The organism is Caulobacter sp. GW821-FHT09B11 (assembly GCF_059418205.1).
This window is the reverse complement of sequence record NZ_JBWKPK010000016.1, coordinates 108,832-132,012: the sequence shown is the minus strand read 5'-3', so window position 1 is coordinate 132,012 and position 23,181 is coordinate 108,832. Positions and strand designations below refer to the sequence as shown.

Sequence of the window (23,181 nt, the reverse complement as noted above, 5' to 3'; positions counted from 1 at the left end):
CTCAGTCGCTACGCGACAGCTCCCCCAGAGGGGGAGCATCTTTCGACCAGTCTAAGGCAAAGGCCGCGGCTTGCGGTCTTCGCCGATGGCCACGAACGTGAACACGCCCTGGGTCACCTTGTGGGCCTTTTCGCCGTCGCGGCGGCGGCGCCAGGCTTCGACCTCGACCTTCAGCGAGGTGCGGCCCGTGTGGACGATGCGGGCGAACAGGCTGACCTCGTCGCCGACGAACACCGGGCTGATGAACACCATGCCGTCGACGGCGATGGTGGCGCAGCGGCCGGCGGCGCGGTGGAAGGCGATCGAGGCCGCCGCGAGGTCCATCTGCGACAGCAGCCAGCCGCCGAAGATGTCGCCTTCGGGATTGGTGTCCGACGGCATGGCGATGGCGCGCAGGACCGGCGGGTCGTGCGGCCATTCGGCCGCTTCCCAGGCCTGGGCGAGGGTCTCGGCGCGCGGGCCGGAGAGGCTGGAGTCGTCCAACTCAGTGACCGCCGGGGCCTTCGTAGACGCCGGGGGCGAGCTGCTCGTCCTCGTCGTGGCCGGCGTGCGAGGCGGCGATGAAGCGGCGGTCGCAATAGGGGCAGTCGACCGAACCGGCCGCGCCCATTTCCAGCCACACGCGCGGGTGGCCCAGCGCCCCGCCGACGCCGTCGCAGGCGATGCGGTGCGAATGGACGTGGACGATTTCCGGGGCCGGGCCGGCGGTGACAGCGACGTCCATGCCCGTGGGGGCGGTCGGAGCTTCGGACTTGGCCTTGGCCATGGGAACTAACCTTCGAATTCTGAGCGCGGCCTTGGCTAGGCGGCGAACGAGGCATACCTATGCGACGCGTCGGCGCCGCGTCAATTCGGGCAAGGCGCCGCGCCTTCGTTTTCAAAGCCTTCGGCCCCGCGACGGGCCTTGATTGGACGCTTCATGGACCTGCCTGCCTACGCGATCGAAGCCGAGGGCCTGTTCAAGACCTATCCCGCCACCAAGACCGCGCCGGAGAAGCGGGCGCTGAACGGCATCGACCTGAAGGTGCCGCGCGGCTCGATCTTCGGGCTGCTGGGTCCGAACGGGGCTGGAAAGTCGACCTTCATCAACATCCTGGCCGGCCTGACCCGCAAGTCGTCGGGCACGGTGCGGATCTGGGGCCGCGACATCGACGAGCGCCCGCGCGACGCCCGCGCCGCCATCGGCGTGGTGCCGCAGGAACTGGCCGCCGACGTCTTCTTCACCCCGCGCGAGTCGCTGGAGGTGCAGGCCGGCTATTACGGCGTGCCCAAGAACGAGCGCCGCACCGACGAGCTGCTGAACGCCCTGGGCCTGGGCGACAAGGCCAACGCCTATGTCCGCCAGCTGTCGGGCGGCATGAAGCGCCGGCTGATGGTGGCCAAAGCCATGGTCCACCAGCCGCCGGTGCTGATCCTCGACGAGCCGACCGCCGGCGTCGACGTCGAGCTGCGCCGCCAGCTGTGGGAATATGTGAAGGGTCTGCACGAGCTGGGCGTGACCATCGTGCTGACCACTCACTATCTGGAAGAGGCTCAGGAGCTTTGCGACCAGATCGCCATCGTCAACCGCGGCGAGGTGGTGGTCTGCGAGCCGACCCCGACGCTGCTGGGCCGCATGGACATCCGCAACGTGGTGGTGACGCCCGAGAGCCCGCTGGCGACGCCCCCGGCGCTGGAAGGCTTCGACACCAAGGGCCGCGCCGGCGGGGCCTTCTCGGTCAGCTACCGCACCGGCCAGTCGAGCGTCGAGCACGTGCTGGCCGCCGTGCGCGGGGCGGGTGTGTCGATCAAGGACATCGCGACGGAAGATCCGGACCTGGAGGACGTGTTCGTGTCGCTGACCTACGGCGATCCGAACGCCAAGGATCCGCTGAAGACGTAAGAGGCGGAGGCCGCCCAAGGAAAACCTCTCCCATGGGGAGAGGGAGGGGCCCGCGCCGAAGGCGTGGGAGGGTGAGGGGGTACACTGTTGGCGGTCCCACCACCCTCAATCCCTGCCCTGTCCGGAAAGTCCGAAACCCCTCACCCTCCCAGGCTATCGCCTGGGCCCCTCCCTCTCCCTCTGGGAGAGGTTGAATTTGGTTGGGAGAGGTCTGCTTTCTACGGCAGCGCCCTGACGAACGCCCGCACCACCGTCGCGGAATTGTCCGCCGCCAGCCGCAGGAACACCGGGAACTGGTTCGTCGCCGGGTCGCCGCCGGCCAGGTCCGACAGGCTGCGGAAGGCGATGAACGGGGTCTTGTTCACATAGGCCACCTGGGCCACGGCGGCGCTTTCCATGTCGAGCACCCGGGCGCCGAAGGTCTTGTGGGCGTAGTCCCGGAAGGCGGCGTTGTCGACGAACACCGGGCCCGAGCCGCCGGCCCCGCCGACCACCACCTTGGGCGGCTTGGTCAGGCACTGGTCGGCGGCGCAGCGCTTCAGCGCCAGGCCCTCGACAGACTTGCGCGCCAAGGCGATCAGGGCCGGATCGGCGGTGAAGGACAGCTTGTCCTCGGCCTTGGCCGGGTCCTGGTTCACGGTCACGGCGCGCGGATGCATCATGCCGAAATTGGGCAGGTCGCTGACCAGGCCCGGCGTGGGCGCGAAGCCGCCCGGGACTTCGCGGGCATAGGCCATCTCGGAGGTCTGGGTCCAGGTCTCCGGCGCCACCACGTCGCCGACCTCCAGCGCCGGATCCGCCCCGCCGGCCACGCCGGAGAACACGATGCGGACGACATGGAAGCGATCGAGGGCCGCTTGGGTGGTCATGGCCGCATTGACCATGCTGATCCCCGACAGGAACAGCACCACCGGCTTGCCCTCCAGCTTGCCGGTCACGTAGCGCGTACCGGCCGCGACGAATTCCTGCCTGTCGGCGGTCGCCGCCTCCAGCGCCGCCATCTCCGGCGGGAAGGCGCTGACCACGGCCGTGCGCGGCGCGGCGTCCAGGCGCTCGGCGGCGTTCGCGGCAATCGGCGCGCCGATCGGCGTCAGCAGCAGAACGCAGGCGAGGGCGGTCGAGACGATACGCATGGGGCAAGGCTTCCGATGGTCGATTCGGCGGCACCCTAGCCTCGCGCGCGCCGACGCCGGAAGGGCCGACGTCCAGCCTGTTGCATCGCCCGCCTCTTCCGACGACTTTCGCGCCGTTTCAAGTAAGCGGGGCAGGCATGAGGGCTTGGATTCTAAGAACATTGGTCGCCTTGGCGACCATTTTGGGCGCGATCCTCCTGGGCGTGTGCGCGCCAGGGCTGGCCCTGGCGGCGACCAAGCCGATCCCGATCAAGGTCGTGGTCGTCACCACCTTCGAGATCGGGGCCGATACGGGCGACGTCGCCGGCGAGTTCCAGCCCTGGGTCGAGGGCTGGCCCCTGAAGCGCGAGATCAAGGTGCCGGGTATCCGCCACGTCGCCCGCTATTCCGACGACGGCGTGCTGGCCATCGTCAGCGACATGCGCGGCCGCACCCGTGAAAGCGTCGCGGCCCTGATCCTGTCGGACCAGTTCGACCTCTCCCACGCCTACTGGATCGTCAGCGGCATCGCCGGCGTCGATCCGGCCTCGGCCTCGGTGGGCAGCGCCGCCTGGGCCCGCTACGTCGTCGACGCCGACCCGATCTACGAGGTCGACGACCGCGAGATCCCGGCCGACTGGCCCTACGGCCTCTATTCCAACGACGCCGACCGCCCGAACGTGAAGGGCAAGGCCGAGGGCTCCAGCGCCATGGCCTGGACGCTCGACAAGGGCCTGGTCGACTGGGCCTACGCCCTGACCAGGGACGTCAAGCTGCCCGACAATCCGGACCTGGTGAAACTGCGCGCCGGCTATGTGAAGGAGCCGAACGCGGCCCGCCCGCCGTTCGTGTTGCAGGGCGACGCCCTGGGCACGGTGCGCTTCTGGCATGGAACCCAGCGCACCCAGTGGGCGCGCGACTGGGTGAAGCTCTGGACCGACGGCGCGGGGACCTTCACCATGAGCGACTGCGAAGACCAGGGGATCCTCGACGTGCTCGACGCCCATGCCGACAGCGGCCGCATCGACCGGCGCCGGGTGCTGGTGCTGCGCACGGCCAGCAACTACACCCGCCCGCCGCTGGGCGAGCCGACCTTCCCGCGCGTGCTGCACGACGACGGGGCCAAGGCCGCCTTCGAAGCCGAATTCCTGGTCGGGGGCGTCGTCGCCCGCGACCTCGTCAAGAACTGGGACCGCCACGCGCGCGCCCTGCCCACGGCCGGGAGCCGCTAAGCCATGCTCGAACGTCTCTTCCACCTGAAGGCCCAGGGCACCAACGTCCGCACCGAGGTGCTGGCCGGCCTGACCACCTTCATGACCATGGCCTATATCGTCGTGGTCAATCCGGCGATCCTGGGCGAGGCCGGCATGCCGGTCGCCGCCGTCGCCGCCGCCACCTGCCTGGCCGCCGGCCTCGGCTCGATCCTGATGGGGCTGATCGCCAACTACCCGCTGGCCCTGGCGCCGGGCATGGGCCTCAACGCCTACTTCACCTACACCGTGGTCAAGGGCATGGGCGTGCCGTGGGAGACCGCGCTGGGCTGCGTCTTCATCTCGGGCGTCGCCTTCCTGATCCTGACCGTGGCCGGCATCCGCCAGATGATCGTGGCCGCCATCCCCCGGCCGCTGTTCTCCGCCGTCGCGGCGGGCGTCGGTCTGTTCATCGCCTTCATCGGCCTGAAGGACGCCGGCGTCATCGTCGCCAACCCGGCCACGGCCGTGGCCCTGGGCGACCTCACCACTCCGACCGCGGCCCTGGCCCTGATCGGCCTCGTCGTCATCGCCGCCCTGCAGGCCTGGCGGGTGAAGGGCGCGATCCTGATCGGCATCCTGCTGGCGGCGATCGCCGGCTGGCTGCTGGGCCTGTCGAAGTTCACGCCCGGCGCCTACAGCCTGACGGATCTCTCGGCCACCTTCCTGAAGATGGACATCCCCGCCGCCCTGCACCTGCGCGGCGGCATGGGCGTGGCCCTGCTCGAGATCATCTTCGTCTTCCTGTTCGTCGATCTCTTCGACAACGTCGGCACCCTGGTCGCGGTCACCAAGAAGGCCGGCCTCGTCCAGCCCGACGGCACGATCCCGCGCCTCAACCGCATCCTCACCGCCGACTCGGCCGCCACCATGATCGGCGCCGCGGCCGGCACCAGCACGGTGTGCAGCTACATCGAGAGCGCCTCGGGCGTCACCGCCGGCGGCCGCACCGGCCTGACGGCCGTGGTGGTCGGGATCCTCTTTTTGATCACCCTGTTCTTCGCCCCGCTGGTCCAGGCCATCCCGGCCGCCGCCACGGCCCCGGCCCTGGTGCTGGTGGGGGCGCTGATGATCGGCTCGCTGGCCGAGGTCGACTGGAACGACCCGACGGTGGCCATCCCCGCCTTCCTGACGGTGATCACCATCCCGCTGACCTTCTCGATCGCCAACGGCCTGGCGTTCGGCATCACCAGCTACGCGATCCTCAAGGCCGCCACGGGCAAGCTGCACAAGGGCGACTGGCTGCTGGTGGTCCTCGCCGCGCTCTTCGTGCTGCGCTTCGTCTATCTGGCGAAAGGCTGACCAAAACCCTTTGCGCAGGCGCGGCTTTCGGCTAAGACCGCGCTTCCGCAAGGCGGATGCACCCGTAGCTCAGCTGGATAGAGCGTTGCCCTCCGAAGGCAAAGGTCACACGTTCGAATCGTGTCGGGTGCGCCAGTCTCTCTTGCCGAAAAATGCGCGCCCGTAGCTCAGCTGGATAGAGCATCAGACTACGAATCTGAGGGTCGGACGTTCGAATCGTTCCGGGCGCGCCATTTTCTTCTTCTTGAAGATCTCCTGAAAAATCAGAGTTGTCGGCGCGGCGGGTTTTGGCCTAGCGGTTCGGCATGACCGTTTCCGTGCTGTTCGTCTGCCTGGGCAACATCTGTCGCTCGCCGCTGGCCGAGGCCGCGTTTCGGCTGGAGGCGCAGCGGCTGGGGCTGGACGTCGTCGTGGACTCGGCGGGGACCGGCGGCTGGCATGCGGGCGATCCGCCGGATCGGCGGGCGCAGGCGACGGCGCGGCGGCATGGGGTGGAGATCGGCCATTACGCCGCGCGGCAGGTGACGGCGGCCGACTTCGAGCGCTTCGACCACGTGGTGGCGCTGGACCTGGACAATCTGCGGAACTTGAAGCGGCTGGCGCCGGCCGGGAGCCGGGCGCGGCTGAGCCTGCTGCTGGATCACGTCGAGGGGCGGGCCGGCGAGGCGGTGGCCGATCCGTACTATGGCGACGAGGCCGGGTTCGAGGTGACCTGGGCGGATGCGGTGGCTGGGGCGCGGGGGCTGGCGGCGAAAATCCGGGAATGACCCCCTCAGTCGCTCCGCGACAGCTCCCCCAGAGGGGGAGCATCTTCTTGGCTCGGCGCTTCTAGATCCTCCCCCTCTGGGGGAGGTGGCCCGAAGGGCCGGAGGGGGCCTTTGCCCCTACCGATCCCCCAGGTGCACCCGGATCAAACTCCGCGCGGCGCGGGCGACCGAGCGGGCGGGGCCGTCGGCGCCGAGGGTGACGCGGGCGGTGTAGGAGCCCTCCATCAGCAGCATCAGGGAGTCGGCCAGCTCGTGGTCGGGCGCGCCAGCGCGGCTGCACAGGTCGATCAGCCGGCCGTGCAGCGAGCGCTTGTAGTTCACCGACACCTGCTGGGCCGGGTGGTTTTCCTCGTGCAGCTCGATGGCGGCGTTCGACAGCGGGCAGCCGTGGATGTTGGTGTCGCAGGCCTTGGTCTCGAAGGCGTCGAAGATCGCCTCCAGCTGGCCGCGCGGGTCGCTGCAGCACATGGCCGTCACGCCGTCCCACCAGGCCCAGTACTCGCGCTCCTGCTCGCGCAGGACCTCGGCGACCAGCTCGTCCTTCGAGGGGAAGTTCCGGTACAGCGTCATCTTGGTGGCCTCGGCCTCGGCCGCGATGGCCTCGACGCCGACGGCCCGGATGCCGTGCTGGTAGAAGAGCTCGCGAGCCGTCTCGAAGATCCGGTCGCGGGCGGGCCTCTTGGACGCCGGCGGGCCGTCCGGCGCGCACGCCGTCCCGGCTCCCAGCTCCCCCGAGCCGACCTCCCCAGATTTTCTCGCAGCCATTTTCGCAGCACCTCGCCTTGACGTGAGAGTTACCGGTCAGTATCTCTCCGGATGTCAGTGATACCGAACGGTATCGTCACATTCTAGATCGTTATCCGCCATCGCCAAGTCAAGCAACCAGCCTCAAGCAACCGCCCCTGCGACATTTCCTCCCTCTTAGCCCCGGAACGGAGCGCAAGCCATGCCGAACGCGAGCGACATCACAGCCGCCCCCGACGCCCCGGCCGCTCCCGTGATGGGTTGGCTGACCACCGCCGCCGAACACGGCCGCACCCTCAAGCGCTGGATCGGCCGGACGGCCTCCCAGCCCAAGCCCAGCCGCCGGGCCCGCCGCCCGGCCTGGGAATAGCCGTTCAAGCGTACCCCCTCCCCGTCCGCCCGCTCCCCCGGGCGTCTCGTTAGACAGGTTCCCCGATGCGCCACGCCATCAACACCTTCGCCGGCCTCGCCGCCATGGCGGTCCTGGCCGCCTGCAGCGCCAAGGCCCAGCCCGAGCAAGGCCCCGCCCCCGCCGTCCAGGTCACCGTCGCCGACGTGGCCTTCAAGTCGCTGCGCCAGTGGGACGACTTCACCGGCCGCCTCGAGGCGGTCGACACCGTCGACATCCGCCCCCGGGTCGGCGGCTATGTGAACACCGTCCGCTTCACCGAAGGGGCCTATGTCCGCAAGGGCCAGGTGCTGTTCGAGATCGACCCGCGCCCGTTCCAGGCCGACGCCGCCCGCGCCTCGGCCGAGGTGGCGCGCGCCAAGGCCGGGCTTGATCTCGCCGTCGTCAACCGCGAGCGCGGCCAGCGGCTGATCGACCAGAACGCCCTGGCCCGCAGCGAATTCGACCGGCTGTCGTCGGAAGAAAAGGCCGCCCAGGCCAATCTCGCCGCCGCCCAGGCCGCCTTGCAGACCTCGCGCCTGAACCTGGAATGGACCCGCGTGACCTCGCCGATCGACGGCCGGGTCTCCAAGGCCCTGATCACCCGCGGCAACCTGGTCACCCAGGCCGACATGCTGACCACCGTGGTCTCCGACACCCCGATCTACGCGGCCTTCAGCGCCGACGAGCAGACCTTCCTGAAGTACGCCGCCGCCGAGCGCGGCAAGGAAAGCCCGGTCTATATGGGCCTGATGACCGAGGACGGCTATCCGCACGTCGGCAAGCTGGCCTTCATCGACAACGCCCTGGACGCCAAGAGCGGCACGATCAGCGGCCGGGCGATCTTCGCCAACGCCGACGGCCGGTTCACGCCGGGCCTGTTCGCCCGCATCCGCCTGGTCAGCGCCGCCGCCCAGACCGTCGCCTTGGCCCCCGACCGGGCGATCGCGACGGATCTCGGCAAGCGCTACGTCATCGTGGTCGGGGCAGACAACAAGGCCCAGTACCGCCCGGTCGAGATCGGCCCGCTGGCCGGCAACCTGCGGGTCATCCGCCAGGGCCTCAAGCCCGGCGACCGGGTGATCGTCGGCGGCCTGCAGAAGGTCAAGCCCGGCGACGCCGTCGCCCCGGTGGCGGTGAAGACCGAGGCCGCCGATCTGGGCCAGCTGGAAGCCGGTCCGCAGAAGGTGGCCGCGGTCGAGAGCCCGATCCGCCAGAACTGATCTCCCTCCCTTCCCCCTCGATGGGGGAAGGGCCGGGGATGGGGGTGACAGCGCGTCAGAATAAGGCGCCAGCCCCACCGCCGCAGACACCCCCACCCCAGGCCCATCCCCCATCAAGGGGGAGGGGGTCTCCAAACTCGTCCCTCCCCTCTCCGGACGCCCGCCATGAACTTCGCAAAATTCTTCGTCGGCAGGCCGCGGTTCGCCGCCGTTCTGTCCATCGTCATCTTCATCGCCGGGCTCGTGGCCCTGCCCAACCTGCCGATCAGCGAGTACCCCGAAGTGGTGCCGCCGACGGTCGTCGTGCGCGCGGCCTATCCCGGCGCCAACCCGTCGGTGATCGGCGAGACGGTCGCAGCCCCCCTTGAACAGGCCATCAACGGCGTCGAGGGGATGATCTACCAGTCGTCCCAGTCGGCCTCGGACGGGGCCATGATCCTGACCGTGACCTTCGCGCTCGGCACCGACCTGGATAAGGCCCAGGTGCAGGTGCAGAACCGCGTCGCCCAGGCCCTGCCGAAACTGCCCCAGGAAGTGCAGCGCATCGGCGTGACCACCAACAAGGCCTCGCCCGACCTGACCCTGGTCGTGCACATGATCTCGCCCAACAACCGCTACGACATGCTCTATCTCAGCAACTACGCGCAGCTGAACGTGCGCGACCGGCTGAAGCGCATCGACGGCGTGGGCGACGTGCAGATCTTCGGCGCCGGCGCCTACTCCATGCGGGTGTGGCTGGATCCGGAGAAGGTCGCGGCCCTGGGCATGACCGCCGGCGACGTCGTGCGGGCCCTGCGCGAGCAGAACGTCCAGGTGGCCGCCGGCCAGCTGGGCGCGCCGCCCTCGCCCAATTCGGGCGCCGAGTTCCAGCTGTCGATCAACGCCCCCGGGCGCCTGACCGACGAGGAGCAGTTCCGCGACGTGATCATCCGCGCCGGCGCCGACGGCCAGATCACCCGCCTGGGCGACGTGGCCCGGGTCGAGCTGGGCGCCAACAACTACGCCCTGCGCAGCTTGCTCGACAACAAGTCGGCCGTGGCCGTGCCGATCTTCCAGCGCCCCGGCTCCAACGCCCTGCAGATGGCCGCCGACGTCAAGAAGACCATGCAGGAGCTGAAGAAGGATTTCCCCGAAGGCGTCGACTACGAGATCATCTACGACACCACCGCCTTCGTGCAGGAGAGCATCGACTCGGTGGTCCACACCCTGATCGAGGCCATCATCCTGGTGGTCATTGTGGTGGTGATCTTCCTGCAAGGCTGGCGGGCCTCGGTGATCCCGCTGCTGGCCGTGCCGGTGTCGCTGATCGGCACCTTCGCCATCATGCTGCTGCTGGGCTTTGGCCTCAACGCCCTGACCCTGTTCGGCCTGGTGCTGGCCATCGGCATCGTCGTCGACGACGCCATCGTCGTGGTCGAGAACGTCGAGCGGCACATCACCAACGGCCTCTCCCCGCCCGAGGCCACCCGCAAGGCGATGAGCGAGGTCACCGGCCCGATCATCGCCGTGGCCCTGGTGCTGTGCGCCGTCTTCATCCCCACGGCCTTCATCACCGGCCTGTCGGGCCAGTTCTACCGCCAGTTCGCCCTGACCATCGCCATCTCGACGATCATCTCGGCGATCAACTCCCTGACCCTGTCGCCGGCCCTGGCCGCCGTGCTGCTGAAGTCGCACGACGCGCCCAAGGACCGCTTCCAGAAGCTGATCGACCGGGCGCTCGGCTGGCTGTTCACGCCGTTCAATAAGGTCTTCCACCGCGCCTCCAACGGCTACGTCCGCGGCGTCAAGGCGACCCTGGGCCGTTCGACCGCCTCGCTGTTCGTCTATGGCGGCCTCTTGCTGCTGACGGGCCTGGCCTTCGCCCGCACCCCGTCCGGCTTCGTGCCGCAGCAGGACAAGGCCTATGTGGTCGCCGTCGTGCAGCTGCCCGACGCCGCCTCGCTGGACCGCACCGAGGCGGTGATCAAGCAGATGGGCGACATCGCCATGAAGACCCCGGGCATCGAGCACTCGGTGGCCTTCCCCGGCCTGTCGGCCAACGGCTTCATCAACAGCCCCAACGCCGGCGCGGTGTTCTTCCCGCTCAGCGACTTCAAGGACCGTCGCGGCAAGGAGCTGTCGGCCAACGCCATCGTCGGCCAGCTGAACCAGAAGTTCGCCGCGATCCCCGACGCCCAGATCGCGGTCTTCCCGCCGCCGTCCGTGCAGGGGCTGGGCACCATCGGCGGCTTCCGCATGCAGATCGTCGACAAGGCGGGCCTGGGTTCGGACGAGCTCTACAAGGCCACCCAGAACATCATCGCCAAGGCGCAGAAGGATCCGGCCCTGGCCGGCGTCTTCTCCAGCTACCAGGTGAGCGTGCCCAAGATCCAGGCCGACATCGACCGTGAAAAGGCCCGCGCCCAGGGCGTGTCGCTGACCGACCTCTTCGAGACCCTGCAGGTCTATCTGGGCTCGCTGTACGTCAACGACTTCAACCGCTTCGGGCGGACCTACGAGGTCAACGTCCAGGCCGACCAGAGCTTCCGCCTGCAACCCGAGCAGATGCTGCGCCTGCAGACCCGCAACGGCGCGGGCCAGATGATCCCGCTGGGCTCGTTCATCAGCTTCAAGGAGGCCACCGGTCCCGACCGCGAGATGCACTACAACGGCATGCTGACCGCCGAGATCAACGGCGGCCCCGCGCCGGGCTTCTCCACCGGCCAGGCCCAGAAGGCCCTCGAGGAACTGGCCAAGCAGGAACTCCCGGCCGGCATGGGCTTCGAGTGGACCGAGCTGACCTACCAGCAGATCCTGGCCGGCAACACGGCGATCTACATCTTCCCGCTGTGCGTACTGCTGGCCTTCCTGGTGCTGGTCGCGCAGTACGAAAGCTGGAGCCTGCCGCTGGTGGTGATCCTGATCGTGCCCATGACCCTGCTGTCGGCCCTGGCCGGCGTGCTGGTCACCGGCGGCGACAACAACATCTTCACCCAGATCGGCCTGATCGTGCTGGTGGGGCTGGCGTGCAAGAACGCCATCCTGATCGTCGAGTTCGCCCGCGAACGCGAGATCGAGGGCGACACGCCGCTGAAAGCGGTGCTGGAAGCCTGCCGCCTGCGCCTGCGTCCCATCCTGATGACCTCGATCGCCTTCATCATGGGCGTCTGGCCGCTGGTGGTGTCGCACGGGGCCGGGGCCGAGATGCGCCGGGCCATGGGCGTGGCGGTGTTCTCCGGCATGCTGGGCGTCACCGTCTTCGGCCTGATCCTGACGCCGGTCTTCTACTACGTGATCCGCCGTCTCAGCGGCTCGCGCTCGCTGGTGAAGAGCCAGCCCGCGCCGGCCGTGGAAGCGGAGGCCCACTGACCGACCTTCCCCTCCCCCTTCGATGGGGGAGGGGCCAGGGGCGGGGGTGAACGCGGCGTCGGCCAGCGCCCCTTCCCCAACCGCCCAGACACCCCCATCCCCGACCCTTCCCCCATCAAGGGGGAAGGGAGACTCCCGAGGCTCCCATGACCCTCTTCCGTACAGCCCTCATCGCCGGCGCCTCGCTGCTGGCCACGGCCTGCGCCGTCGGCCCCAACTACAAGGCCCCCGTCGTCGCCCCCATCGCCCTGCAGAACGCCGCGCCCGCGGTCGCCTCCGCCGCCGCCCCCGAGGCCCAGTGGTGGAAGGCGTTCGGCGACCCGACGCTCGACGCCCTGGTGACCCAGGCCCTATCGACCAATCTCGACCTCGAGATCGCCGTGGCCCGGGTGAACGAGGCCCGCGCCCTGTTCAAGGACGCCCGCCTCGACGCCGCCCCGCGCGTCACCGCCAGCGGGACCTACGCCGCCGCCGACCAGCAGCAGCCGACCTCGAACGGCCAGCGCGTCTATGGCGACACCTACCAGGCCGGCTTCGACGCCGCCTGGGAGCTCGATCTCTTCGGCCGCGTGCGCCGGGGCGTGCAGGCCGCCAGCGCCGAGGCCGGCGCGGCCCAGGCCGACCTGCGCGACGCCCAGGTCACCGTCGCCGCCGAAGTCGCCCGCAACTACCTGGAACTGCGCGGCGCCCAGGCTCGGCTAGCCGTCGCCCGCCGCAACCTCGAGACCCAGCGCGAGACCCTGCGCCTGACTCGCGTGCGGTTCGAGGCCGGGGCCGGCAGTCCCATCGACGTCGCCAGCGCCGAGGCCCGCCTCAAGGCCACCGAAAGCGCCATCCCCGAACTGGTCACCGCCGAGACCCGCGCCAACTACCGCCTGGCCGTGCTGACCGGCCAGCGGCCCGGCGCCCTCGACGTCCAGCTGAAGCCCCGCGCCCAGGATCCGGCCCCGCTGGTCACGGCCCTGCCGATCGGCGACGCCTCGACCTTCCTGCGCCGCCGGCCCGACGTGCAGGCGGCCGAGCGGCGGCTGGCGGCCCAGACCGCGAAGGTCGGGGTGGCCACGGCCGACCTCTTCCCGCGCGTCCGCGTCACCGGCTTCGTCGGCTTCCTCACCGGCACGGCCTCCGGCTTCGGAAACAGCGCCAGCCAGGCCTGGTCGGTGGCCCCGTCGGTCAGCTGGCCCGCCCTCGACCTCGGCGGCGCCCACGCGCGGCTGAAGGCGGCGGAGGCCCGCAACGACGCCGCCCTGGCGGCCTATGACAAGGCCGTGCTGAGCGCGATCGAGGACCTGGAGACGGCCCTCGTTTCCTACCGCCAGCGCCAGGCGCGCCTGGCCAGCCTCGCCGACCAGGCCGCCGCCTCCCGCCGCGCCGCCGAGCTGGCGCGGATCCAGTACAAGGAAGGCGGCATCGACTTCCTGGTGCTGCTCGATGCGGAACGTACGCTGCTGGGGGCGGAAGACGCGCTCACCGTGGCGGAGACGGGCGTCAACACTGACGTGGTGGCGATCTACAAGGCGCTCGGCGGGGGCTGGTCGTAAGATCCTCCCAGCCCACGGGACACCTCTCCCAGAGGGAGAGGGAGGGGCCCAGGCGCCAGCCTGGGAGGGTGAGGGGTTACACCGCCGGCGGTCCCCTCCCCCAAACCCGGCGCGGTCGTTCAAGCCAGGATGCGGCCGACGCCTTACCCCCTCACCCTCCCACGCCTGCGGCGCGGGCCCCTCCCTCTCCCCATGGGAGAGGGGCTATATGGCGACACCCTCTCTTGGAGCCCCCCCATGGCCGCCGCCGACGCCCACCAGTACCAGCCCCGCGACGGCCACGGCCTGGCCCACGATCCGTTCAATTCCATCGTCGGCCCGCGCCCGATCGGCTGGATCTCGACGGTCGACGCTGACGGCCGCCGCAATCTGGCGCCCTACAGCTTCTTCAACGCCTTCAACTACACACCGCCGATCGTCGGCTTCGCCAGCACCGGCTGGAAGGACACCGTGGCCAATATCCAGGCCACCGGCGTGTTCTGCTGGAACCTGGCCACCCGCGACCTGGCCGCGGCGATGAACGTCACCTCGGCCCCCGCCGCGCCGGGCCAAGACGAGTTCGAACTGGCCGGCCTGACGCCGGTCGCGAGCAGCCTGATCGCCGCCCCGCGCGTGCTGGAAAGCCCGGTGAACTTCGAGTGCCGCCTGACCCAGTCGTTCAAGCTGAAGAACGCCGACGGCGACGAGGTCGAGACCTGGATGACCTTCGGCGAGGTCGTCGCCGTGCACATCGACCGCCGCCTCATCCGTCCGGACGGCGTGTATGACGCTCCCGCCGGCGAGCCGATCCTGCGCTGGGGCGGCCGCGGCGACTATGTCGCCGTCGAGCCGTCGGCGCTGTTCGAGATGATCCGCCCGACCAGGGCCGACATCCCGCCGGCCGGCTAGAGCCCTACGGCTTGTCGCGCGCCTCGCGCATGGCCGTGATCACCTGGCCCAGCTGCGAGCCGCCGGGCGAGTCCGGCCGCACCGCCTGCAGGCCGTGCAGATAGGCCCGGTCCATCGGCGAGGCGTCGACCCGGCCGCCCTCGGCGAACAGGTTCAGCACCGTGTTGAAGCCCGCATAGTCCTGGTCGGTCCGGGCCGAGGCCACACCGGCCAGGGCGACGTAGTCGGCCAGCCCCGCCAGCTTGCGGCCGGTCATCTGGCGGCGATCCACCACCACGAACTGGTCCTGGATCAACCCGACCACCGAGGTGCGCACCCGCGAGCCGGTGCTGTCGGTGGCGTAGAGCAGGAGGTCGCCGCCGCTGGGGGCCATGCGCATGACCCCGACCTCGGCGAAATTGGTCCACACCCGCACCGGGCGGTCGGTGGTCGCGTAGCGCTCGAAGCTCGTCGGCCGCTCGCGGTCCACCCAGAACTTGCCCGCCGCCCGCGCCCTGCGGACCAGCGCCTCGGGCTCGTCGGCCAGCACCACGGTCAGGTTGGGCTGGCAGCCCTTGGAGGCCATCCGCACCCCTGCCCCGCGCGCCGCCTGGCTGATGCGGTCGTGGATGTAGCGGTTCTCGCTGCTGCGCCCGCCGGCGACATAGGGGCACAGCGGCGCGGCCCAGCTCATCACCTTGCCCGACGGCGTCAGCGGCGTGGCCCGCCGCACGAAGGCCGGATAGGGATCTACGCCCAGGGGCGAGACCTCGACCTCCTCGACCGCAGGCGGCGGCGGGCCAGGCGCCTGCGCGTCCTGGGGAGCCAGCCCCGCCAGCAGGGCCGCCAGGACCAGATGCAACGCCATGCCCGCCTCCCCGTCAACTCAACTTCGAGGGTGGCGGCAACGCGCGCGCCGGTCAAGCCGGCGACAGGCCTTGACCCAGGAGGGTGACATGGACAACTTGAGATTGCATTCATGCCGAATGCGAAAACCCGGGGGGTTCCATGTTGACGCTCATCGCCTTGAACACCGCCAATTACGACGATCACCCCGGCTGGCTCGACCGGCTGGGCTTCATCGCCAAGATGATCCACGAGGCCGACGCCGACGTCGCCTGCCTGACCGAGACGCGCTACAGCCAGCTCAATCCCTTCAACACCTATGCGACGCAATACTGGGCCAATCAGAGCGCGCTGTATCCAAACGTCACGCCGCCGCCTTCGCCCGCCAGCATGGCCGACCAGATCGCCGCCCTGCTGACCGCCATGTCCGGCGAGACCTGGACGGTGCTGACCGACATCGCGGCGACCTATCCGCAAAATTCGTGGGAGGGTCTCAGCATCCTGTCCCGCCTGCCCCTGAGCGGCCATGGCCATTTCACGATTCCCAACGGTACGGACGGCAACACGCGCCTGACCCAGTACGCCACGGCGACCACGGCGAAGGGATCGCAGGTGACGATCTACAACACGCACTACGCCCTGGACGGGCCGACGCGCGTCGAGGATTCCCAGACCATCATCGCCCAGATCCAGGCGGACGCCCCGCCGCTGTTCGCCCTGGTCGGCGACCTCAACGCCACGCCGGACGAGGACTGCATTTCGGCGCTGAAGACGGCGGGCTACGTCGATCTCTGGGCCCAACTGCAGCGCGACCAGGACGGCTTCAGCTTCCCCAGCCAACAGCCGGCCAAGCGCATCGACTACGTGTGGTGCGGGATCAGCCTGGCCAATCAGGCCAAGACGATCGCCACCACCGCCCAGCCCTTCATCACCGAAGGCGGCACGGTCTACATGTCCGATCACCTGGGACTGGTCGCCGCCTTCGACCTGTGACCTCGGCCGTTCAGGGACCGGGCCGAAAGACGTCCGGAGCCTCGCGGGTCTGGCCCACGAGGCTCCGAGACATCGTCAGACGTCGACTTCGGCGTCCAGGGCGTTTTCCTGGATGAACTCGCGGCGCGGCTCGACCAGGTCGCCCATCAGGCGGCTGAACATGTCGTCGGCGTCGTCGGCGTGGTTGACCTTGACCTGCAGCAGGGTGCGGGCGTCGACGTCGAGGGTCGTCTCCCACAGCTGGTCGGGGTTCATCTCGCCCAGACCCTTGTAGCGCTGGATGGTCAGGCCCTTGCGGCCGGCGTCGAGAACCGCCTGCAGCAGGTCGAGCGGACCACGGACAGTGGTCGACTTGTCCTTGCGGCGGAAGGTGGCGACGCCCGAGAACACCTCGGCCAGCTTGACCGCGCGTTCGGCCAGGCGGCGGGCGTCGGCGGCGTGCAGCAGCACGTCGTCCAGCACGATGCGCTCCGAGACGCCCCGGCGCACGCGGCTGAAGACATAGCCGGTGTCGCCGCGTTCGCCGCTCCAGGGACCGTCGCCCTCCTCGTTGTAGAGGTTCAGGCGGGCGGCCGCGGCGGCGGCGTCCGGCGTCTCGCCCAGCAGGCCGGCCAGGGCCGCCTGCTCGATGGCCGAGGCCGGGGCGCGGGTCGCCAGGCGGTCGATATTGCCCTTGGCCGAGCGGGCCATCTGCACCAGGGCCAGCAGGTCCTGGCCGATCAGGCGCTCGCCCGACACCAGGTCGAGCTCGGCCCCGTCGACGCCCTCGTCCACCAGGAAGGCGTCCATTTCGGCGTCGTCCTTGAGGTAGCGCGAGGACTTGCCCTTGGCGGCTTTGTAGAGCGGCGGTTGGGCGATGTAGATATAGCCGCGCTCGATCAGCTGCGGCATCTGCCGGTAGAAGAAGGTCAGCAGCAGCGTGCGGATGTGGGCGCCGTCGACGTCGGCGTCGGTCATCAGCACGATCTTGTGGTAGCGCACCTTGTCCGGGTTGAAGTCGTCGCGGCCGATGCCGGCGCCCAGCGCCGTGATCAGCGTGCCGATCTGGTCGGACGACAGCATCTTGTCGAAGCGGGCCCGCTCGACGTTCAGGATCTTGCCGCGCAGGGGCAGGACGGCCTGGTTGTCGCGGTTGCGGGCCTGCTTGGCCGAGCCGCCGGCCGAGTCGCCCTCGACGATGAAGATTTCGGACTTGGCCGGGTCGCGCTCGGAGCAGTCGGCCAGCTTGCCGGGCAGGCTGGTGATGTCGAGCGCGCTCTTGCGGCGGGTCAGTTCGCGCGCCTTGCGGGCGGCTTCACGGGCCGCGGCCGCCTCGGCGATCTTGGAGACGATGGCCTTGGCTTCGTTCGGATGCTCCTCGAACCAGGTCGAGAGGCCTTCCTGCACCAGGTTTTCGACGGCCGGGCGCACTTCCGACGAGACCAGCTTGTCCTTGGTCTGCGAGCTGAACTTGGGGTCGGGAACCTTGACCGACAGCACGCAGGTCAGGCCTTCGCGGCTGTCTTCGCCGCCCAGGTTGACCTTCTCCTTCTTCAGGATGCCGGAGCTTTCGGCGTAGTTGCTGATCACCCGGGTCAGGGCGCCGCGGAAGGCCGAAAGGTGCGTGCCGCCATCCCGCTGGGGGATGTTGTTGGTGAAGCACAGCATGTGCTCGTGGTAGCTGTCGTTCCACCACATGGCCAGGTCGACCTCGACCTTGTCCTTGCGGCCCTTGACGATGATCGGGGCCTTGAGCAGCGGGGTCTTGGCCTTGTCGAGGTGGCGCACGAAGGCCTCGATGCCGCCCTCGTAGAACAGCTTCTCGACCCACGGCTCGGCGTCGCGGTTGTCCTTGAACCAGATGGTGACGCCCGAGTTCAGGAACGCCAGCTCGCGCAGGCGGTGCTCCAGGGTCTTCCGGTCGAAATCGATGAAGGCGAAGGTGTCCTTCGAGGGGAAGAAGGTCACTTCGGTGCCGGTCAGCACCTCGCCGGCCTTGGGGCCGTCGTCGCGCACCGGCGAGACGCCGGTTTCCTTCAGTGAGGTCACCGCGTCGCCGCGCTCGAAGCGCATCTGGTGGACCTTGCCGTTGCGGTGGATCAGCAGCTCCAGCCAGTCCGACAGCGCGTTGACGACCGAGACGCCCACGCCGTGCAGGCCGCCCGAGACCTTGTAGCTGTTCTGGTCGAACTTACCGCCGGCGTGCAGCTGGGTCATGATGACCTCGGCCGCCGAGACGCCTTCGCCCTCGTGGATGTCGGTGGGGATGCCGCGCCCGTCGTCGGTGACCGTCACCGAGCCGTCGGCGTTGAGGATCACCTGGACCTTGGTGGCGTGGCCGGCCAGGGCTTCGTCGATGGCGTTATCGACCACCTCGTAGACCATGTGGTGCAGGCCCGAACCGTCGTCGGTGTCGCCGATGTACATGCCGGGGCGCTTGCGCACCGCGTCCAGGCCCTTGAGGACCTTGATCGAGTCCGCGCCATATTCGCCGGCGACGGCTTCTTCGGGAACTTCGGGGACTTGGCCTTCGGTATTCTCGGTCATTCGTCTTCCAGAGCCGTAGACTCAATGGGGGTCAGACCGGCCTCGCTGACGCGAACGCCCAGAGCCCGACCCTTGAGATGGTCGAACAGCGACTCGTCCGTGCCGGTGAGGAAGGCCTGGAGCTTGAGCGCCGTGAGTTCGTCGGCCAGAGCGGCTCGCCGGGTGAGGTCGAGATGCGCGGCGACTTCGTCGAGCAACACTATAGGATTCGGCGCGGATTCCGCACGCGAAAGTCTCGCCGCCTGGGCCAAAACCAGGTTCAAAATCAGCGCTTTTTGCTCGCCGGTGGAGCATTCCGAGGCCGGACGGTCCTTGTCGACGTGGAACACCGCCAGATCGCCCCGGTGCGGGCCGGTCAGCGCCCTTCCCGCGGCCCCGTCGCGAGGCCGCGCGGCGGCCAGGGCCTGGACCAGCTGGGCCTCGATCTCGGCCGCGTCGGCGCCGTCCAGGGCCATCTGCTCCCAGGCCCCGGTGAGGGCCAGGCGGGCCTGCGGGAAGGGTCGGTCGCCGCGGCTGTCGATCTCGGCCTGCAGCGCGGTGAGGGTCCGCGCCCGGGCCTGGACCATCAGCGCGCCGGCCTGCGCCAGCCGCGCCTCCAGCACCGTCAGCCAGGCCGGATCGGCGCCCGCCCCGCCGTCGGCGGCGTCGGTCAGCAGGCGCATGCGCTCGCGCTGGGCCTTGTCGTAGGCGTTGGCGTGGCTGGCGTGGGCCGGTTCGGCGGCGAACACCAGCCGGTCGAAGAACTTGCGGCGGTCCGAAGCCGCCTCGAGGAACAGGCGGTCCTGGGCGGGGGTCAGCCACATCGGCCGCACGTGGTCGGCCAGGCGGCCCGGCGGCACGGTCTCGCCCTCGATGCGGACGATGCGGCGCGAGGCGCCGGCAGCTTCCGTACCGGTGCCGAGCTTCAGGATCTCGCCATCGGCCTCTTCGATCTCGGCCGCGACGGCCCAGGCCCGGCCCACGGCCTCGCCCGGCTGCCGGCGCCCGACCTCGGCCAGGCTCGACCCGCGCAGGCCCTTGCCCGGCGACAGCAGGCTGACGGCTTCCAGCAGGTTGGTCTTGCCCGCGCCGTTGGGGCCGAACAGGTAGACGCTGCGCCCGCCGGTCGAGAGATCGGCGCGCTCGTAGGATCGGAAGTCGGTGAGCCGCAGGCGGGCGATGGTGGCGGACGCCATGGGCGTCTCTTAAGGCAGGTCGCGGGCGACGTCACGCTGGGAGCCAGCCCCCATTTCTTCCCGTCATTCCCGCCCTTGTGGCGGGAACCCCTCTGTCAGCCGCAGGTGCGGATGGGGCGGCGTGCTCAGCACGCCGCTTGCCCCTCACTTGCGAACGGAAACAGGGGTTCCCGCCACAAGGGCGGGAATGACGGGAGTTTCTAGGGGCCTACTCCCCCAGCCGGTAGGCGCACAGCTTGTTGCCGTCCAAATCCCGGAAATAAGCGAAATAGGCCTTGGGCATGCGCTCGCCCGGCGCGCCTTCGCAGGCGCCGCCCAGCTCGATGGCCTTGGCGTGGAAGGCGTCGACCTCCTCGCGGGTGTCGAAGTCGAAGCCGCCCATCATGCCGTTGCCGATGCAGGCCGGATTGCCGTCGTACGGACCCAGCACCCCGAACATCCCCACGCCCTTGCCGCGATAGAGCCGCCCGCCCGACGGGTGCTCGAACAGGGGCCGCATGCCGATCGAGCCCAGCAGGGCGTCGTAGAAGGCCTTGGCCTCCTCCAGCCGGTTCGAACCGACGGTCATGTAGCTGATCTTCGCCATGGCGGCCTTCTCCCGTTTTCTTATGAAACGGACGGTGGCGCGAGGCGGCGGCGGGCGTCAAGGGGCGCGGTAATCCCTACTCCACCACCGGATTTCACAGCACATTCAATATCGTCATCCCGGGCGGAGGGCCGCATAGCGGGCCGCAGACCCGGGACCCAGGGGCGACCGCATTGCGCCGGCCCCTGGGTCCCGGCTCTCCGCTTCGCTGCGGCCGGGATGACGAAGAATTGGGGAGCCCGTTGCAGCCGTTCCCCCTACCCGAAATACCCCCGCGCGACCTCCACCTCGGCCAGCCGCCACACCCCCGCAGCCCCCAGCAGCACGCGACGCATCTCGACCTCGAAGATCGTCCGAGCAGCGTCGCGATCGACCAGGTCGCGCACCGGAGCCTCGAACGGCGCATCGACCGCGATCGCCCGGTGCACGGCCGAGTTCATCACCGCCAGGTCCACCGCCGCCTCCAGCGACGAAAAGGCCGCCGCGACCGCCTCCGACCGCTCGAACCAGGTCGCGCAGCCGGAAAAGTCGATCGCCTCCCACAGGGTCAGCATGCGGTCGAAGAGGTCGTCGAAGCGCTCCTCTCGCAGCAGGCCCGCCGGACCTCCCCGGCTCACTGACCCGCGCCGGTCCCCAGCACCTTCTCCAGGAACTGGGTCTCGACCTCGCGGCGGCGGTCGTTGTTGACCTTCTTGAGGAAGCCGTGGCCCTCGTCCTTGAACTGCACGTACCAGGTCGGAACGCCCTTCTCGCGCAGCTTCTCGACCACCTGGTCGGACTCAGACTTGGGCACCCGCGGATCGTTCCAGCCCTGCATGACCAGCATCGGCTTGGTGATCCTGCCGACGTTGTTGAGCGGCGAGATGGTCTCGAAGGCCTTCAGCATCTTGGGGTCGCGCTCGTCGCCGTATTCGACGCGGCGCAGGTCCCGGCGATAGGCTTCGGTGTTCTTCAGAAACGAGACGAAGTTGCTGATGCCATAGCGCTCGACCCCGCCGGCCAGGCGGTCGGAATAGTGGGTCATCACCGCCAGCGACATGTAGCCGCCGTAGGACTGGCCGTAGACCACGACCCGGCTGGGATCCAGGTCGGGCTGGGTCTTGATCCAGTCGAGCAGCGCGCCGATGTCCTTGACCGAGTCCTCGCGTTTCTCGGCGTTGTCGAGGTCGAGATAGGTCTTGCCGTAGCCCGACGAGCCGCGAACATTGGTGACGATCACCGCCGCGCCCAGTTCCGCCACCGTGTGCTGGTGGAAGGCGTTGAACACCGGCCGCGACTGGCCTTCCGGACCGCCGTGGATGTCGATGATCACCGGGGCCTTCTTCCCCGCCGCCAGCTTGGGCTTGTAGACGAAGGCCGGGATCGAGCGCTTGTCGAACGAGGGGAAGCGCACCAGTTCGGGCGCGACCAGGGCCGCGGGGTCGAGGCCGCCCAGCTCCGAGGCCGTCCAGCGCGTCACCTGACCGCTCGCTACGTCCAGGCTCCAGGCGTCGCTGGAGGTGGTGGGCGTGGCCAGGGAGAAGCCGATCTTGGAGCCGTCGGCTAAGAAGGCCAGGTTCGAGACGACGCCGCCCGGAAGCTCCGGCTGCGGCAGGGCCCGGCGGGTGCGGAAGTCCTGCACCACCAGCTTCGAATAGCCGTCCTCGTTGACCACATAGGCCAGCACCCGGCCGTCGCCCGACAGCTTGAAGTCCTCGACGTCCCAGGGCCGCTCGCCCGAGACCAGGGCCTTCTTGCCGGTGGCCAGGTCGAACTCCACCAGGCGCATGAAGTCCGAACCCTCGTCCGACAGCATCAGCACCGACTTGCCGCCGGGGGTGAAGACGCCGCCGTCGTAGGAAACCTTGCCTTTGGTCGGGTTCAGTTCGGTGATCTTGCCGGTGGCGACGTCGAGCAGCCAGCGCTTGGACTGACCGATCGAGAAATAGCGGCCCAGCAGCACGGTCCTGCCGTCGGGCGAGACGTCGAGCGGCGAGACCTGGCCCTCGCCCTGGAAGATCACCCGGCGGCCGCCTGGGGCGGAGGGATCACGCAGCACGATGTCGTAATTGGCCGAGCCCTTGGTCGCCCGGCTCCAGACCAGCACCTTGCCGTCGCCCGACCAGGCCGGCGACTGGTTGCGCGTGCCGGGCTCGGTCAGCTGAGTTTCCTTACCCGAGGCGTCGCGGACGAACAGCTGGAACCACTCGTCGCCGCCGGTGTCCTTGGAGAACAGGACTTCACCCGTCGGCAAGGTATGGACGCCGCTGACCGGCTCGTCGTGGAAGGTCAGCTGGCTGCGGTCGGCGCCAGGGCCGGCGACCTTGTGGATTTGGTTGGTGTTGCCGAACCGCGTGACGATCAGCATACCGCCATCGGCCGCCCAGTCCTGGAAGGCCGCGCCGCGGGCGTTCTGGTAGCGCGCCAGGCCCTCGCGAATCGAAGGATCGGCGACCGGCACGTTCTCGAGGATCTGATTGCCGATCTCGCGGCGCTCGACGGGCTGGGTCCCCGATTGGGCTTGGGCCAGCACCGGCCCGCTGGTCAGCATCAGGACGGCGATCGAGGCGCCGAGCATGGATTTCATCACGATGGACATCCCTCAAAGCAAAACGGGCGCCCCTTGGGGCGCCCGTTCCAGTTCAGAACCGC

At 69.3% G+C, this 23,181-nt stretch carries 20 protein-coding genes, 2 tRNA genes and 1 pseudogene; 12 read left to right on the top strand and 11 right to left on the bottom strand.

Annotated features, from left to right (window positions below):
- Nucleotides 1-51 precede the first annotated feature (51 nt).
- Both AC07N1_RS13960 and AC07N1_RS13955 read right to left on the bottom strand, forming a co-directional pair.
- Nucleotides 52-483 carry an acyl-CoA thioesterase gene (locus AC07N1_RS13960; RefSeq protein WP_110121666.1) on the bottom strand — a complete coding sequence of 144 codons (432 nt, stop codon included), beginning with the start codon at nucleotides 481-483 and terminating at the stop codon, nucleotides 52-54.
- Between the two features lies 1 nt (nucleotide 484).
- The gene (locus AC07N1_RS13955; RefSeq protein WP_110121667.1) at nucleotides 485-766 is read right to left on the bottom strand and encodes a zinc-finger domain-containing protein; all 282 of its coding nucleotides are present in this window, start codon (nucleotides 764-766) and stop codon (nucleotides 485-487) included.
- A gap of 153 nt (nucleotides 767-919) precedes the next feature.
- Here AC07N1_RS13955 and AC07N1_RS13950 point away from each other — a divergent pair, with 153 nt between their 5' ends.
- Entirely contained in the window at nucleotides 920-1,882 is a 963-nt protein-coding gene (locus AC07N1_RS13950; protein WP_487290677.1) for an ABC transporter ATP-binding protein, read from the top strand.
- Between the two features lie 218 nt (nucleotides 1,883-2,100).
- Here the strand turns inward: AC07N1_RS13950 and AC07N1_RS13945 are convergent, their stop codons facing one another.
- Nucleotides 2,101-3,015 carry a 5'-methylthioadenosine/S-adenosylhomocysteine nucleosidase gene (locus AC07N1_RS13945; RefSeq protein WP_494672360.1) on the bottom strand — a complete coding sequence of 305 codons (915 nt, stop codon included), beginning with the start codon at nucleotides 3,013-3,015 and terminating at the stop codon, nucleotides 2,101-2,103.
- Nucleotides 3,016-3,152: 137 nt separating this feature from the next.
- Between AC07N1_RS13945 and AC07N1_RS13940 the strand changes: the two genes are divergently transcribed.
- The 5 genes from AC07N1_RS13940 to AC07N1_RS13920 all read left to right on the top strand — a co-directional run bounded on the left by AC07N1_RS13940 (nucleotide 3,153) and on the right by AC07N1_RS13920 (nucleotide 6,313).
- Nucleotides 3,153-4,226, top strand: coding sequence for a purine nucleoside permease (locus AC07N1_RS13940; protein WP_494672359.1), 1,074 nt, complete (start codon nucleotides 3,153-3,155; stop codon nucleotides 4,224-4,226).
- 3 nt (nucleotides 4,227-4,229) lie between these two features.
- On the top strand, nucleotides 4,230-5,546 hold the full coding sequence (locus tag AC07N1_RS13935; protein WP_494672358.1) for an NCS2 family permease: 1,317 nt from the start codon (nucleotides 4,230-4,232) through the stop codon (nucleotides 5,544-5,546).
- 58 nt (nucleotides 5,547-5,604) lie between these two features.
- Nucleotides 5,605-5,681 (top strand) — tRNA-Arg (locus AC07N1_RS13930).
- Nucleotides 5,682-5,702: 21 nt separating this feature from the next.
- Nucleotides 5,703-5,779: transfer RNA gene (locus tag AC07N1_RS13925), tRNA-Arg, on the top strand.
- A 72-nt stretch (nucleotides 5,780-5,851) separates the two neighbouring features.
- On the top strand, nucleotides 5,852-6,313 hold the full coding sequence (locus tag AC07N1_RS13920; protein ID WP_494672357.1) for a low molecular weight protein-tyrosine-phosphatase: 462 nt from the start codon (nucleotides 5,852-5,854) through the stop codon (nucleotides 6,311-6,313).
- 117 nt (nucleotides 6,314-6,430) lie between these two features.
- Here AC07N1_RS13920 and AC07N1_RS13915 read toward each other — a convergent pair whose 3' ends face one another.
- Nucleotides 6,431-7,078 carry a TetR/AcrR family transcriptional regulator gene (locus AC07N1_RS13915; protein WP_494672356.1) on the bottom strand — a complete coding sequence of 216 codons (648 nt, stop codon included), beginning with the start codon at nucleotides 7,076-7,078 and terminating at the stop codon, nucleotides 6,431-6,433.
- A 181-nt stretch (nucleotides 7,079-7,259) separates the two neighbouring features.
- Between AC07N1_RS13915 and AC07N1_RS13910 the strand changes: the two genes are divergently transcribed.
- The 5 genes from AC07N1_RS13910 to AC07N1_RS13890 all read left to right on the top strand — a co-directional run bounded on the left by AC07N1_RS13910 (nucleotide 7,260) and on the right by AC07N1_RS13890 (nucleotide 14,445).
- Entirely contained in the window at nucleotides 7,260-7,427 is a 168-nt protein-coding gene (locus tag AC07N1_RS13910; protein ID WP_494672355.1) for a hypothetical protein, read from the top strand.
- Nucleotides 7,428-7,492: 65 nt separating this feature from the next.
- A complete protein-coding gene (locus tag AC07N1_RS13905; RefSeq protein ID WP_494672354.1) occupies nucleotides 7,493-8,668 on the top strand; it encodes an efflux RND transporter periplasmic adaptor subunit in 1,176 nt (391 codons plus the stop codon).
- Between the two features lie 165 nt (nucleotides 8,669-8,833).
- Entirely contained in the window at nucleotides 8,834-12,016 is a 3,183-nt protein-coding gene (locus AC07N1_RS13900; RefSeq protein ID WP_487290670.1) for an efflux RND transporter permease subunit, read from the top strand.
- 146 nt (nucleotides 12,017-12,162) lie between these two features.
- Entirely contained in the window at nucleotides 12,163-13,557 is a 1,395-nt protein-coding gene (locus AC07N1_RS13895) for an efflux transporter outer membrane subunit (RefSeq protein WP_494672353.1), read from the top strand.
- Between the two features lie 237 nt (nucleotides 13,558-13,794).
- Nucleotides 13,795-14,445: a flavin reductase family protein gene (locus AC07N1_RS13890; protein WP_494672352.1), complete on the top strand. Its 651-nt coding sequence runs from the start codon at nucleotides 13,795-13,797 to the stop codon at nucleotides 14,443-14,445.
- Nucleotides 14,446-14,449: 4 nt separating this feature from the next.
- Here the strand turns inward: AC07N1_RS13890 and AC07N1_RS13885 are convergent, their stop codons facing one another.
- Nucleotides 14,450-15,292: a hypothetical protein gene (locus tag AC07N1_RS13885; protein WP_494672351.1), complete on the bottom strand. Its 843-nt coding sequence runs from the start codon at nucleotides 15,290-15,292 to the stop codon at nucleotides 14,450-14,452.
- 140 nt (nucleotides 15,293-15,432) lie between these two features.
- Between AC07N1_RS13885 and AC07N1_RS13880 the strand changes: the two genes are divergently transcribed.
- Nucleotides 15,433-16,263 carry an endonuclease/exonuclease/phosphatase family protein gene (locus tag AC07N1_RS13880; protein ID WP_494672350.1) on the top strand — a complete coding sequence of 277 codons (831 nt, stop codon included), beginning with the start codon at nucleotides 15,433-15,435 and terminating at the stop codon, nucleotides 16,261-16,263.
- Between the two features lie 75 nt (nucleotides 16,264-16,338).
- On the opposite strand, the gene gyrB is transcribed toward AC07N1_RS13880, so the two are convergent.
- The 6 genes and pseudogenes from gyrB to AC07N1_RS13850 all read right to left on the bottom strand — a co-directional run bounded on the left by gyrB (nucleotide 16,339) and on the right by AC07N1_RS13850 (nucleotide 23,116).
- The gene (gene gyrB / locus AC07N1_RS13875) at nucleotides 16,339-18,789 is read right to left on the bottom strand and encodes a DNA topoisomerase (ATP-hydrolyzing) subunit B (RefSeq protein WP_494672349.1); all 2,451 of its coding nucleotides are present in this window, start codon (nucleotides 18,787-18,789) and stop codon (nucleotides 16,339-16,341) included.
- On the bottom strand, nucleotides 18,786-19,964 hold the full coding sequence (gene recF / locus AC07N1_RS13870; RefSeq protein WP_494672348.1) for a DNA replication/repair protein RecF: 1,179 nt from the start codon (nucleotides 19,962-19,964) through the stop codon (nucleotides 18,786-18,788). The genes gyrB and recF overlap by 4 nt, the downstream gene beginning before the upstream one ends.
- Before the next feature lie 208 nt (nucleotides 19,965-20,172).
- Entirely contained in the window at nucleotides 20,173-20,550 is a 378-nt protein-coding gene (locus AC07N1_RS13865; protein WP_488882630.1) for a VOC family protein, read from the bottom strand.
- A gap of 114 nt (nucleotides 20,551-20,664) precedes the next feature.
- A pseudogene (locus AC07N1_RS13860) lies at nucleotides 20,665-20,772 on the bottom strand (hypothetical protein); the annotation flags it as partial.
- Nucleotides 20,773-20,807: 35 nt separating this feature from the next.
- A complete protein-coding gene (locus tag AC07N1_RS13855; RefSeq protein WP_494672347.1) occupies nucleotides 20,808-21,167 on the bottom strand; it encodes a hypothetical protein in 360 nt (119 codons plus the stop codon).
- Nucleotides 21,164-23,116, bottom strand: a complete 1,953-nt coding sequence (locus AC07N1_RS13850) for a S9 family peptidase (RefSeq protein WP_494672346.1) — start codon at nucleotides 23,114-23,116, stop codon at nucleotides 21,164-21,166. Before AC07N1_RS13850 ends, AC07N1_RS13855 begins: the two co-directional genes overlap by 4 nt.
- Between the last annotated feature and the right edge of the window lie 65 nt (nucleotides 23,117-23,181).

Excerpts from the sequence above, each read along its gene's own strand:
- AC07N1_RS13865 (WP_488882630.1), bottom strand. The coding sequence starts at position 20,550 with ATGGCGAAGATCAGCTACATGACCGTCGGTTCGAACCGGCTGGAGGAG.
- AC07N1_RS13945 (WP_494672360.1), bottom strand. The coding sequence starts at position 3,015 with ATGCGTATCGTCTCGACCGCCCTCGCCTGCGTTCTGCTGCTGACGCCG.
- recF (WP_494672348.1), bottom strand. The coding sequence starts at position 19,964 with ATGGCGTCCGCCACCATCGCCCGCCTGCGGCTCACCGACTTCCGATCC.
- AC07N1_RS13885 (WP_494672351.1), bottom strand. The coding sequence starts at position 15,292 with ATGGCGTTGCATCTGGTCCTGGCGGCCCTGCTGGCGGGGCTGGCTCCC.
- AC07N1_RS13935 (WP_494672358.1), top strand. The coding sequence starts at position 4,230 with ATGCTCGAACGTCTCTTCCACCTGAAGGCCCAGGGCACCAACGTCCGC.
- AC07N1_RS13890 (WP_494672352.1), top strand. The coding sequence starts at position 13,795 with ATGGCCGCCGCCGACGCCCACCAGTACCAGCCCCGCGACGGCCACGGC.
- AC07N1_RS13915 (WP_494672356.1), bottom strand. The coding sequence starts at position 7,078 with ATGGCTGCGAGAAAATCTGGGGAGGTCGGCTCGGGGGAGCTGGGAGCC.
- AC07N1_RS13950 (WP_487290677.1), top strand. The coding sequence starts at position 920 with ATGGACCTGCCTGCCTACGCGATCGAAGCCGAGGGCCTGTTCAAGACC.
- AC07N1_RS13905 (WP_494672354.1), top strand. The coding sequence starts at position 7,493 with ATGCGCCACGCCATCAACACCTTCGCCGGCCTCGCCGCCATGGCGGTC.
- AC07N1_RS13955 (WP_110121667.1), bottom strand. The coding sequence starts at position 766 with ATGGCCAAGGCCAAGTCCGAAGCTCCGACCGCCCCCACGGGCATGGAC.
- AC07N1_RS13880 (WP_494672350.1), top strand. The coding sequence starts at position 15,433 with ATGTTGACGCTCATCGCCTTGAACACCGCCAATTACGACGATCACCCC.
- AC07N1_RS13940 (WP_494672359.1), top strand. The coding sequence starts at position 3,153 with ATGAGGGCTTGGATTCTAAGAACATTGGTCGCCTTGGCGACCATTTTG.
- gyrB (WP_494672349.1), bottom strand. The coding sequence starts at position 18,789 with ATGACCGAGAATACCGAAGGCCAAGTCCCCGAAGTTCCCGAAGAAGCC.
- AC07N1_RS13900 (WP_487290670.1), top strand. The coding sequence starts at position 8,834 with ATGAACTTCGCAAAATTCTTCGTCGGCAGGCCGCGGTTCGCCGCCGTT.
- AC07N1_RS13920 (WP_494672357.1), top strand. The coding sequence starts at position 5,852 with ATGACCGTTTCCGTGCTGTTCGTCTGCCTGGGCAACATCTGTCGCTCG.
- AC07N1_RS13850 (WP_494672346.1), bottom strand. The coding sequence starts at position 23,116 with ATGAAATCCATGCTCGGCGCCTCGATCGCCGTCCTGATGCTGACCAGC.
- AC07N1_RS13895 (WP_494672353.1), top strand. The coding sequence starts at position 12,163 with ATGACCCTCTTCCGTACAGCCCTCATCGCCGGCGCCTCGCTGCTGGCC.
- AC07N1_RS13910 (WP_494672355.1), top strand. The coding sequence starts at position 7,260 with ATGCCGAACGCGAGCGACATCACAGCCGCCCCCGACGCCCCGGCCGCT.